Source organism: Howardella ureilytica (assembly GCF_054657495.1).
The window spans coordinates 128745-141360 of sequence record NZ_BAAHYP010000004.1 but is presented as its reverse complement, the minus strand read 5'-3'; the positions used below and the strand labels follow the sequence as shown (position 1 = coordinate 141360).

Sequence of the window (12616 nt, the reverse complement as noted above, 5' to 3'; positions counted from 1 at the left end):
ATTCCGTTTGCCAATACATAAACGTTATATTTTTTTACATCATATGCTTTTAATACACGACAAATTGAGTCCTCAACACGATATATTTCAGCTCCGTTTTTTAAAAGCTGTTCTCCGATATCGACAGCAAGCGTGAGAAATTTTGAATCCCCCATTTCAGTCTCCTTTATGAAAATAATAAAAACATATTATGCTTAATAAGCAACAAATTTATATCTGATATGGCAACTATAACAGATTTTATTGTATGATTGTAGATAACATTTGGAATGTTTACAATAATTTGGCAGAGGTGTGAAATATGTATAAACTAATGACTGCGGGTCCGACTGAAGTAAGGGAAAATGTATTAAAGGCCAGAAGCATGCCTTTTACAAACCCCGATATTGATTCGGACTTTTTTGATTACTATAAAGAAACGTGCGAATTGTTCGAAAAAGCACTCAATACGGATAATGAAGCGTTTATTTTGGGAGGAGAGGGTATTCTCGGACTTGAGGCTGCATGCGCGTCTCTTACGGAACCCGGTGACAGGGTTCTTGTCATTGACAACGGAATATTCGGAAAAGGTTTTGCCGACTTTGTAAAAATATACGGCGGAGAACCCGTTTTGCTTACATTTGATTACCATAAAGAAATTGATGTCAGTTTATTAGAGGATTTCCTCTCAAAAGACAGCAATTTTAAATATGCCACCGTTGTTCATTGTGATACTCCGAGCGGCGTTCTTAACGATGTAATATCAATAAGTAACATTTTACATAAATACAATATTTTAAGTGTTGTGGATTCTGTTGCCGCAGCATTCGGAAATCCTCTTGATTTAAGCAAAGGTCATATAGACATATTGTGCGGCGGCTCGCAAAAAGCGTTATCCGCACCTCCGGGACTGACTATTATATGGGTAAGCAAAGAAGCATTTAAAACCATGGAAAACAGGCGCATTCCTATAGCGTCATTCTATGCGAATATTCTTGCAATGAAAAATTATTACAAAGATAAATGGTTCCCTTATACAATGCCTGTCAGCGATATAATGGGTTTAAGAACTGCTTTGGACAATTTCCTTGAAGACGCTGATGTCTACAAAAGGCACATCGAAGTTGCAAAATACACAAGAAATGCCGTAGAAAATATGGGATTGTCATTGTATCTTGAAAGCGGATTTTCCGATACCGTAACCGTAATTAATGTTCCCGAAGGATATACAGATACTTATATTTTGGATAAATTAAAAAATGATTATAACATTTTAATATCAGGCTGTTTTGATATACTTGCCGGAAAGGTTATCCGAATAGGACATATGGGAGAAAATGCACATATGGAGAAGGTTAAAGAGGTAATCGGCGCACTCGGTAATATAATAAAGAGGTAAATAAAAGCACGGTTTTCATTGTATACCGTACCGTTGTCAATATATTACAACGGACAGTAACAAGGTAAACCGTGCTTTTTGTAATAATCAAATAAAAATAAATTCATCTGTTTATTGTCATATACTTAATAAACAGCATAAAATACATATCAATTAATGATGGAATAATCTTATTCCGGTAAAACTCATAACCATACCGTATTTATCACATGCTTCAATAACCACGTCATCTCTGACTGAGCCGCCCGGCTGAACGATATATTTAACGCCGCTCTTATAAGCTCTGTCTATGTTGTCGCTGAATGGGAAGAATGCGTCAGAGCCTACTGTAACGTCAGTGTTGCTTGCAAGCCATTCTTTTCTTTCTTCATCGGTGAGCTTTTCCGGTTTTTCCGTAAATACTCTCTGCCATGCGCCGTCAGCCAGTATATCTTCGTCAAATTCACCGATATATAAATCAATGGCATTGTCGATTTCGGCTCTCGGTACTCCTTCTTTAAACGGAAGATTCATAACCTTAGGCATCTGACGGAGATACCAGTTGTCGGCCTTTGTACCGGCAAGTCTCGTACAGTGGATTCTTGACTGCTGTCCTGCGCCGATACCGATAGCCTGACCGTTTTTAACATAACAAACAGAATTGGACTGAGTATATTTTAAAACGATAAGAGCCACAATCATGTCCTTCTTTGCGCTGTCCGGAAGATCCTTATTCTTTGTGACGATATTTGAGAGAAGTTCGTCGTCAATTTTAAGTTCATTTCTTCCCTGCTCAAATGTTACGCCGTATACCTGTTTTCTCTCAATAGGAGCGGGCACATATGATTCATCAATCTGAATTATGTTGTAGTTGCCCTTTTTCTTGGATTTAAGAATTTCAAGAGCTTCGTCTTCGTAACCGGGAGCAATAACACCGTCGGAAACTTCATGCTGTATAAGCTTTGCCGTTGCAACGTCACATACATCTGAAAGTGCAATAAAATCACCGAAAGATGACATTCTGTCAGCTCCTCTCGCTCTTGCGTATGCATTGGCAAGAGCGCTTAAAGGTCCGATTTCGGGATCGATTCTGTAGATTGTTCTGAGGGTGTCATTAAGAGGAAGTCCGATGGCCGCTCCGGCAGGTGAAACGTGTTTAAATGATGTAGCTGCGGGAATACCACATGCTTCTTTCAATTCTTTTACCAACTGCCATCCGTTAAGTGCATCAAGAAAATTAATATAACCCGGTTTTCCGTTAAGGACGGTTACAGGAAGATCGCTTCCGTCTTCCATAAAAATTCTTGAAGGCTTTTGATTTGGGTTACAGCCGTATTTAAGAGCTATTTCGTTCATATAATTCTCCTTTGGTATGTTTAAGTTGTATTTATTAATTATTTTTGTTGATTATTCTTGTTTCCGTCTCTAATGTATCCAAATCAATTAATCTTACAAACAATGATACCTTATTGTCAGCATTAAGGCTGTTCCAACACTCGTTTGTCAATTCGTCAATGTTGTCCGGAACAGACAATGCTTCAGGCTCGCCCGTAAAACTCGGAATAGGATCTCCGTCTTTCATATATGTGTGGATAAAATGTCCGACTCCCGCCACAGGCTCTCTGTAATCATATGTAAATCTCTGGCATACGCCCGATTCAGGATCTCTTTTAAGAATAGAAAGCTTATAAGAGAAATTGCCGTCTTCATCGAAAACAATACCTGAAATTCTCGGAGTAAAGTTAGGAGCATCCGGTTCAAATTCACGGATCAAAAGTGATTCTTCAAATGTTTTTCCGTTTTTTATTCCTTCATAGATTGTATCTGTCTGATCTCCGTTAGTTACAATAGTCTGCTTGCCGAGAACGCGAACAGGCGAGTAAATTATAAGACTCGGATCTGTGAGTTTGGATTCGTCATATGCTTTTGTCTTAATGCCTTCACCGTCTTCCACAAATACTCTGTTTCGGCTGTTTTCACTTCTTCCCATAATGAAGTAAATAATTGCAGCCTTACCGCTCTTCGTCTTTCCGATAATTATTCCTCTCCCCGGATATGTTGTACTTCCCAACTCTTCATTAATTGATTTCATAACTTACCTCTTAAAATATATTTGGATATTAATCAAAACATTCTAATTGTATATACCTTTTCTTAAATATGCAATCGTAAAAATGAATTAAAAATTGTATAAAATTAAGAAATTATCAATAGTTTCCGAGCAATCTCATGCTTGTGCACTCTTCGTATATACCTCTTAGGGCATTCCTTACCCTTGAATCTGAGAGACTTCCTTCAAAATCAAGATAAAATCTTGAATTCCATTCACTGCCCTTCAAAGGTCTTGATTCTATTTTAATCATATTTAAATCGTTATATACAATAGGACTCAACATATTGTATAAAGCACCCTTTTCATTAGGAGTTTCAAACTCGATACTGACTTTATCGGCATTTTTTAAGAAACATCTCTTATTTGACAGTACAACAAATCGGGTCGTATTCTTAGCTTCATGGTTAATGCCCGTTTCGACAGGCTCAAGTCCGTATATTTTTCCGGCTTCAACACTTGCTATGGCGGCCTGAGTCTTATCTCCGTCCTCTATTACCATCTTAGCCGAAATAGCCGTATTGGAACATGTTTTTCTTCTCCAATCCTGATGCTTTTCAAGATATTTTTTACATTGCATCAATGCCTGAGGATGGGATATTACGGTTTTTATGTCTTTTAATTCGGTTCCCGGCAACGCCAAAAGAGAATGCTCTATTTTTACATATTCTTCAGCTACTATATATACTTGAAATTCGTTAAATAAATCATATACCTCCACTACACTTCCGGCAGTGGAGTTGTCTATCGGCAGTATTGCGTAGTCCACACTTCCGTTGGCAGCAGCGCTGAATGCTTCCTTCCATGTCGGAACATTGAATTCAAATGTATCGCTTCCGAAGAAATTTCTTAATGCAATGTGAGCATATGCCCCGGGAATACCCTGATATGCCACCTTAACGTTTCTTTTTGGAACTTCTTCCATGGTATCGTACGGAAAAAGCATTGACTGTCCTTCTTCTTCCAGTATTCGGTACTGTATCTTTCTGCTGCCTGACATTATCTGCTCATACAGCTTTTCAATATCGGATGCATTGGCAGGATCATTTACAATATTTTTAACGGATGAAAGCTTTTCCAGTTCCCTCCCTTTATCAAATATTTTTTTACCTGTTTTCATTTTATCAAATGCAACTTTTTTTGATAAACCTATTCTTTTTTCAAGTAATTTAATTATTTCTCTGTCTGTTGCATCTATTTCATTTCTTATTTCAGATAAGTCGGACATTTATTCTACCTCTGATAAAGCCTTGTCTAATCGGATATACATTTCATCAATATCTTCTTTCGTAATTACAAGAGGAGGCACGAAACGAATGACATCATGTCCTGCGGAAAATACGATTAATCCGTTTTCAATAGCCTTGTTTATGATTTTTGAAGGAGGAACCGTTACGGTTATTCCCTGCATAAATCCCTTTCCTCTTCTGCCTGTTACAATGTCATGCTTTTCAACAAGTTCTTCAAGCTTCTTTTCAAGATATGGCGCAGTTTCATTTACATGATTTAAAATATCGTGTGTTTTAAACATTTCAAGTGTTTTAATAACTGCGGCTCCCGCAAGAGGATTTCCCCCGTATGTTGAACCGTGGTCTCCCGGAACAAGGACATCATTTGCCTTTCCTCTCGTAAGAAAAGCACCTACAGGCAGTCCCTGACCTAAAGCTTTTGCGGTTGATACCACATCAGGAATTACTCCGTACTGTTCATATGCATACATTGTTCCTGTTCTTCCGAGACCGCACTGGATTTCATCAAGTATGAGAAGCATATCATTTTCATCGCATAATTTTCTTAATCCCGTTAAAAATTCTTTATCAGCCGGATAAATACCTCCTTCACCCTGAACGGTTTCAAGAATTATTGCACATGTTTTGTCTGTTACAAGTTCCTTAACGCTGTCTAAGTCGTTGTAATTTGCAAACTTAATGTCGGGAATAAGGGGACCGAAAGGAATCTGATATGACTTATTGCCCGTAACCGATAAAGCACCCATGGAACGACCGTGGAATGAATGAGAAAATGCGATTATTTCATTATCATCATGTCCCGTTTTTAAATATCCGTACTTTTTGGCTACCTTTACCGCACCCTCAATGGCTTCTGTTCCGGAATTTGTAAAGAATACTTTGTCCATTCCCGCAACTTCCGCAAGAGCCTTTGCGGCTTCCGCTGCCGGTTCATTGTAGAACAAATTGGAAGTATGGATGAGCTTATCAACCTGAGCTTTAATTGCATCATTGAATTCTTTGTTGTTGTATCCGAATGCAAAAACGGCTATTCCCGCACCAAAGTCAAGATATTCTCTGCCGTCTTTGTCATATAAATAAACTCCGTCGCCGTGATCCAATACAATCTTATATCTGTTATATACATGAATTAAATGCTCGTCGGCACACTCCATTATCTCTTTTGTGTTCATATTCTGCCCCTTTATATAAAATACTGTTAATTATCTTTCATGAACTTTTCTTCATTATTACCTATAATTGCCGTACCGACGCCCTTATTTGTAAATATTTCGAGAAGCAGAGAATGCGGAATTCTTCCGTCAAGTATATGTACTCTGGAAACCCCCTTCTCAATGGCACTGATACAGTTGGATAACTTAGGAATCATTCCACCCTTGATATCACCGGATAATAAAAGTTCTCTTGCATCATCTACTCTTATTTCTGAAATCAATGTACTCTTGTCGTTAAAGTCACCGTAAAGTCCCTCAACATCCGTTAAAAATGCAAGTTTAGCCGCTTTAAGAGCCGTTGCAACAGAATAGGCGGCATCATCGGCATTTATGTTATAAGGAAGAAAATTATCATCGAATCCTATAGGGCAAATTATCGGAACGTAATCTCTGTCGAGAATATTATGGATTATCTCTGAATTAACGTGATCTATCTGCCCTACAAATCCCAAGTCTTTGCCGTCTGCAGTCTCTTTCTTCTTAACATGCAGCATTTTGCCGTCCTGACCGCTTATACCTATTGCCTTTACTCCAAGCTTGCTCAGTCTTCTTACGAGATCTTTATTAATTTTGTTGAGGACCATTTGAGCGATATCGATTGTATCCTTATCCGTATATCTGAATCCGTTAATAAACTTAACTTCGTTACCGCTTAATTTGACCCATTTACTTATTTCCTTACCGCCGCCGTGTACAATGATAGGGCGAAATCCTACGGACTTAAGAAGCGCGATATCTTCAATAAGTTTGTCTGACAGCGCTTCGCTGTCCATTACGCTGCCGCCGTATTTAACTACGATAATTTTTTCATGAAAATATCGTATATAAGGGAGAGCTTCAATAAGAACCTCCGCCCTGTTTTTTTCTACATCATTGTACATTGTATTATTACCTCTGTATTTAATCATATCTTTTAATATTAACTTCTGTAGTCAGCATTTATTTTTACATATTCCAAAGTCAGGTCACATCCCCATGCGGTTGCACTGTGTTCGCCTTTTTTTATGTCGGCGGTAATAATTACCGGATTACCGGAAAGAATATTTGTTGCCTCATCTTCCGAATAATCCGTTGCAATTCCGTTTTCAACAAGCTGTAATTTACCGTTGTTACTGCTTACAAAGATGTCAACCTTTTCCGGTTCAAAATCAACTCCCGAATATCCCATAGCAGCCAATATTCTTCCCCAGTTTGCATCATGGCCGAATACGGCAGCTTTTGTAAGAGATGATGTAACGATTGACTTTGCAAGAGTTCTTGCGTCTTCCTTTGTTTTTGCGTTGGAAACGGTGGCCTCTATAAGAGCAGTGCATCCTTCTCCGTCGCCTGCAATCATCTTTGCAAGCTCCGTACAAACATATGAAAGTGCTCTCTTAAATGTTTCGTATGAAGCATTTTTACTGTCAATAATTTTATTTTCTGCCTTTCCGTTTGCAAGTACAAGCGCAGTGTCGTTGGTTGACGTATCACCGTCAACCGAAATCATGTTAAATGAATCATCTATAACCTCTTTAAATGCTGCGGTAAGAAGCTTTTTCTTAATAAGCACATCTGTTGTTACAAAGCACAGCATTGTAGCCATATTCGGATGAATCATTCCGGCGCCTTTACACATACCGCCTATGGTAACGGGTGTGCCGTCAATATCCACCGTCACGGACACTTCCTTAGGTCTTGTATCGGTAGTCATTATGGCTTTTGCCGCTCCGTGTCCGTTTTCGGGATTCGAAGACAACGTCTTTGCCATTTTCACAATCCCGGACTTAATTTTATCCATCGGAAGATTAGCGCCGATAACACCTGTTGAGCATATCAATACATTCTCAGGATTGCAGGAAAGATTCTCGGCAACGGCATTTGCCGTATCTTCACAGTCTTTTAATCCCTTTTCTCCTGTACATGCATTTGCAACCCCGGCGTTAATTACAATTGCATTAAAGCAAGGCGCCGTTTCGATTAAGCCTCTGTCCCACTGAACCGGAGCGGCAAATACCCTGTTTCTTGTAAATGTACCTGCGGCAACGCATGGCGTTTCCGAATAAATAAGCGCCATGTCAAGTGCGTTGTTCTTTTTTATGCCGGCGCTTGTATATGCGGCTTCAAATCCCTTGGGAGCAAGTATTCCCTTAGATGCTCCTGTTTCGTCAGTATTATTCATTTAATCACCTCTGTATAATATTTCTGTATGATAACTTCCTGCTTGTAATAAGACGTATCGGAAAATAACTTTTTATAATAAATATTCTGTTGAAAAATATTCATTATACAATAGAAGGAACAAAGTTAAGTCCTGTATCTTCTTTTAATCCGAATAATATATTCATATTCTGAACGGCCTGTCCCGCGGCTCCCTTAACGATATTATCAAGGGTACCTATCATAATGAGCCTGTTGGTTCTTACCTCCTTAAAGAAGTTAATATCCACATAATTTGAACCTTTTATAAATCTTGTTTCCGGAACAACTCCCTCATCAAGAATACGGATAAACTTTTCGTTTTTATAATACTTATTATAAATATTTCTTATTTCGTCTTCTGATATATCTTTAATAAGATCGGCATAACATGTGGCAATTATTCCTCTGTTCATGGGAACAAGATGAGGCGTAAATATAAGTTTAATGTCTTTGCCGCATGCATATCCGAGCTGTTCTTCTATTTCCGGAGTATGTCTGTGAGTGCCTACTCCGTATGCTTTTATACTTTCATTTACTTCGCAGAATAAATTGGAGGTTACGGCTTTTCTGCCGGCACCGGTTGTTCCGCTTTTTGCATCTATAATTATGGAATCCGGGTCAATAATTCCCTCTTTAACCATCGGATATAAAGTAAGAATAGATGTTGTTGTATAACAACCGGGGTTAGCGATTATACGTGTCTCAGGTGTGATTTTATTTCTGTTTATCTCACACAATCCGTAAACCGCCTCATCAATTAAGTCAGGTCTTTTATGATTGATTTTGTACCATTCTTCATATATATCCACATCTTTTAATCTGAAATCCGCACTTAAGTCAATTATTTTAGTATTTTCCAAAACCTTATCCGTAAGCAGACCGGCTAAATATCCTTGAGGTGTCGCCGTAAAAATAACATCTGTATCTTCCGAGATTTCCTCAAGAGTTTTTGACGTACATATATTATCTATGATTTCAAATGTATTTCTGTATATATCCGAATATTTTTCACCGTCATATGACTTGGAACCGAGCCATTTTATCTCCGCTTCAGGGTGATTGACAAGAATTCTTACGAGTTCATTACCGGCATATCCCGTTGCGCCGATTATTCCGACTTTTATCATTGTATGTTTCTCCTCCTTTGAGCGCAGATTTTATGAATATTTAATCACTTTAATTTAAAGTCTGTTTTTTAAATTATAACAACTTATTTAACAATGTAAAGGCAATTATAATAAAGAGACTTTTATGCAGGCAATTTATAATTATGCAAGTAAATGCATTTTTCTTGTATTTTATGCATTTTTATTCATAAACATTGAAATTATGTTATCCCTGTATTATTATATATGGAAGTATATTCAGAAAGGACATTTAAAATATGAAAGAAAAAATAGTTCTTGCCTATTCCGGCGGATTAGACACAACAACAATTATTCCATGGCTTAAAGAACATTACAACGACGCGGAAGTTATCTGCGTATGTGCGGATGTCGGACAGGATGAGGAACTTGACGGACTTGAAGAAAGAGCTCTTGCATCAGGCGCTTCCAAGCTTTATATAGAAGATTTAACCGATGAGTTCTGTGATGAGTACATTCTCCCTTGTCTTAAAGCTCATGCTGTTTATGAAAACAAATATCTCTTGGGAACAAGTATGGCAAGACCTCTTATTGCCAAAAGACTTGTGGAGATCGCAAAAGCTGAGGGAGCAACCGCCATCTGTCACGGTGCAACAGGAAAAGGTAACGACCAGGTTCGTTTTGAATTAACAATAAAAGCTCTTGCTCCGGAAATTAAGATTATTGCTCCTTGGCGTGACGAAAAATGGACTCTTGAATCCCGTGAAGATGAGATTCAGTATTGCAGGGATCACGGTATAGATCTTCCTTTTTCTTCATCTGATAATTCATACAGCAGAGACAGAAATATATGGCATATTTCACATGAAGGTCTTGAACTTGAAGATCCGGGCAACGAACCTGATTACAAGCATCTCCTTGTTCTTTCAAATACACCGGAAGACGCTCCTACAGAGCCTGAATATGTAACCATCAAATTTGAAAAAGGTAAACCGGTTGCACTCAACGGCAAGGAAATGAAACTTTCCGATATTATCAGAAGACTTAACAAAATAGGCGGAAAGCACGGTATCGGTATTGTTGATATCGTTGAAAACAGAGTTGTGGGCATGAAGTCCCGCGGCGTATATGAGACACCGGGCGGAACAATTCTCTATGAAGCTCATCAGCAGCTTGAAGAGCTCATTCTTGACAGAGATACAACGGAAGAGAAGATAAATCTTGCAAACAAATATGCTCAGGTTGTTTATGAGGGAAAATGGTTTACTCCTCTTCGTGAAGCTCTTGAAGCATTTGTTGAATCAACTCAGCAATATGTTACGGGAGAAGTTAAATTTAAGCTTTATAAAGGCAATATAATTAAAGCCGGCACTACTTCACCATATTCATTATATAATGAATCCATTGCTTCATTTACTACAGGTGACTTATACGATCACAGAGACGCCAACGGATTTATTAACTTATTCGGTCTTTCAATGACTGTTCGTGCTTTGACAAAAAAGAAAAACGATGAGCAGTAATTTTAAATAATTGCAAATAAAAAGAGAGTTATTCGATATATCCGTTACGGATTCTATCGCCGATAACTCTCTTTTTATTTAATAATTCAAAAACGTTATGATAATTGCTGAGTTAATTCTCATCTGAAATATTATATTCTTTAAATTTTCTGCCTTTTGGCAATATTCTTCAGTTTATAATATTCATATAACTTACGGTGCTTTACAGCCCATACTTTTGATTTCGTTCCGAAAGTGTCTCCGTCAGATGCCGTAAAGTAATTCCACATATCTTTCAGAGGCTCCCTGTCAATAAATCGGTAGAATTTATTGACCTTTTCTTTTAATGACATTTTTGGATCTTTGTTATTTTCAATGCCGTTTCTTAATAATATGGTAATCATATGAAAAGCAAGGTATTTTTCATATTCCGGATTGTAATCGTATTTATCTCTTAATTTTGCATACTCTTTAAGTGACAGATTCATTTCTTTATATATATTCGGCCTGAACTGATTAACCATGGATTCAGAATTCCATAATCGATCATATACAGACTTATTAACATATGAAACAGAATTTATATATTGATAGTATTCAAGGTTAAAATACATATCTTCAAAATCCTTTACTTTGGGGGTAAAAGCAATATTATTATTTTTGATTATGTCCGTCTTAAATATTTTTGCATATATGCTTACAGGTCTTTGTCCATGAAGACTTTTATTAAAAAAAGTCTTTTCGGTCATTTTTTGCATTGCGTTATGCGTTATTGTAAGACTTTTGTCAAATATCGCTCCTACATCTCTTTTCCCGCTTTTTTCATCAATATTTGTAAACTCACCGATTACAAGATCTGCATGGGTTTTATTATAACAATTAATCAATGTACTTATCGCAAAGGGTTCAAGACAATCATCTCCGTCAACAAATGTTACAAAATCTCCATTTACATATTGCAAGGCAATATTTCTTGATTCACTTACCCCTTTATTTTCGGTATTTGAAATGAATTTAATTTTATCCCTGTATAAACTATCCTTAATATATTCTTCAATAATTTCTTTTGTTCTGTCCGTGGATTTATCTTCAGTTATTATTAATTCCCAATTGTCACAATCCTGGGATATTACGCTTTCCAGGCACTTTTTGATAAATTTCTCTTTGTTGTATGCCGTAACAATAATACTTACTTTCATTAATTATACCTATACCTCATTTAATGCCGGGCTTACATAATTGATTCTCTTAATTTGCGGATGTTTTCTCTGTATTCCGAAATATCTCCCTTAAAGATACTTGAAGAACCGGCTACAAACATATTCGCACCCATCTCTCTTAAGATTTTTGCTCTTTCAAATGTAATATTTCCGTCTGTTTCAATTATATAATCCGTAAGTTTCAATTCATTTATTCTGTTGATAACAGTCCCGGTTTTCTCCATGGTGCCTTCAACCGCTTTCTGACCGGCAAATCCGGGGGTAACATGAAGAATATTAACGCCGTCGACTGTTTGATAGATTTCTTCGAGAACATCGACCGAAGTAACCGGATTTATCGCAACCGTGCATTTACAATCGTAACTTTTTACTCTTTCGACCGCCGTTTTTATGTCTTTGTCGGACTCAACATGAAGCGAAACAATGTCAGAAGGCTGAAGCCCAAACCACGGAAGTTTGTCTTTCGGGTTCGTTATCATTAAATGTATATCAAGAGGAATGTCCGTAACACTCCTTATAAATTCTACATATGATGTACCGTAACCTATATTGGTGACAAAATTGCCGTCCATCACATCAATATGCAGATAATCAATATTTTCTTCTTCAAACATACGAATCGTATCCGATAATTTATCAAATGACGAACACATCATTGAAGCACTTATTTTGCCGTTTTTATTCATATCTTTTCCAATAT

At 37.3% G+C, this 12616-nt stretch carries 12 protein-coding genes; 2 read left to right on the top strand and 10 right to left on the bottom strand.

Annotation, left to right across the window (positions count from 1 at the left end):
- Positions 1-155: threonine/serine exporter family protein (locus tag ACYQ1N_RS03335; RefSeq protein WP_459832747.1), on the bottom strand; the 155-nt coding region annotated here is incomplete at its 3' end.
- Between the two features lie 146 nt (positions 156-301).
- On the opposite strand from ACYQ1N_RS03335, the gene ACYQ1N_RS03330 reads away from it, so the two are divergent.
- Complete coding sequence (locus ACYQ1N_RS03330) at positions 302-1378, top strand: pyridoxal-phosphate-dependent aminotransferase family protein (protein WP_459832730.1); 1077 nt, start codon at positions 302-304, stop codon at positions 1376-1378.
- Positions 1379-1531: 153 nt separating this feature from the next.
- Here the strand turns inward: ACYQ1N_RS03330 and ACYQ1N_RS03325 are convergent, their stop codons facing one another.
- From ACYQ1N_RS03325 to argC, 7 genes are all read right to left on the bottom strand, one after another.
- A complete protein-coding gene (locus ACYQ1N_RS03325) occupies positions 1532-2713 on the bottom strand; it encodes a phosphoribosylaminoimidazolecarboxamide formyltransferase (protein ID WP_459832727.1) in 1182 nt (393 codons plus the stop codon).
- 34 nt (positions 2714-2747) lie between these two features.
- Positions 2748-3449: an IMP cyclohydrolase gene (locus ACYQ1N_RS03320; protein ID WP_459832724.1), complete on the bottom strand. Its 702-nt coding sequence runs from the start codon at positions 3447-3449 to the stop codon at positions 2748-2750.
- Positions 3450-3564: 115 nt separating this feature from the next.
- Positions 3565-4695: a bifunctional chorismate mutase/prephenate dehydratase gene (locus tag ACYQ1N_RS03315; RefSeq protein WP_459832720.1), complete on the bottom strand. Its 1131-nt coding sequence runs from the start codon at positions 4693-4695 to the stop codon at positions 3565-3567.
- Positions 4696-5889, bottom strand: a complete 1194-nt coding sequence (locus ACYQ1N_RS03310) for an aspartate aminotransferase family protein (RefSeq protein ID WP_459832718.1) — start codon at positions 5887-5889, stop codon at positions 4696-4698.
- A gap of 26 nt (positions 5890-5915) precedes the next feature.
- Positions 5916-6812 carry an acetylglutamate kinase gene (argB, locus tag ACYQ1N_RS03305; protein WP_459832715.1) on the bottom strand — a complete coding sequence of 299 codons (897 nt, stop codon included), beginning with the start codon at positions 6810-6812 and terminating at the stop codon, positions 5916-5918.
- 38 nt (positions 6813-6850) lie between these two features.
- Positions 6851-8089 carry a bifunctional glutamate N-acetyltransferase/amino-acid acetyltransferase ArgJ gene (gene argJ, locus ACYQ1N_RS03300; RefSeq protein ID WP_459832713.1) on the bottom strand — a complete coding sequence of 413 codons (1239 nt, stop codon included), beginning with the start codon at positions 8087-8089 and terminating at the stop codon, positions 6851-6853.
- 103 nt (positions 8090-8192) lie between these two features.
- Entirely contained in the window at positions 8193-9236 is a 1044-nt protein-coding gene (gene argC, locus ACYQ1N_RS03295; protein ID WP_459832710.1) for an N-acetyl-gamma-glutamyl-phosphate reductase, read from the bottom strand.
- A 257-nt stretch (positions 9237-9493) separates the two neighbouring features.
- On the opposite strand from argC, the gene ACYQ1N_RS03290 reads away from it, so the two are divergent.
- Complete coding sequence (locus ACYQ1N_RS03290; RefSeq protein ID WP_459832708.1) at positions 9494-10717, top strand: argininosuccinate synthase; 1224 nt, start codon at positions 9494-9496, stop codon at positions 10715-10717.
- A 140-nt stretch (positions 10718-10857) separates the two neighbouring features.
- Here ACYQ1N_RS03290 and ACYQ1N_RS03285 read toward each other — a convergent pair whose 3' ends face one another.
- Both ACYQ1N_RS03285 and ACYQ1N_RS03280 read right to left on the bottom strand, forming a co-directional pair.
- A complete protein-coding gene (locus ACYQ1N_RS03285) occupies positions 10858-11895 on the bottom strand; it encodes a glycosyltransferase family 2 protein (protein ID WP_459832706.1) in 1038 nt (345 codons plus the stop codon).
- 32 nt (positions 11896-11927) lie between these two features.
- A complete protein-coding gene (locus ACYQ1N_RS03280; RefSeq protein WP_459832703.1) occupies positions 11928-12602 on the bottom strand; it encodes a ribulose-phosphate 3-epimerase in 675 nt (224 codons plus the stop codon).
- Between the last annotated feature and the right edge of the window lie 14 nt (positions 12603-12616).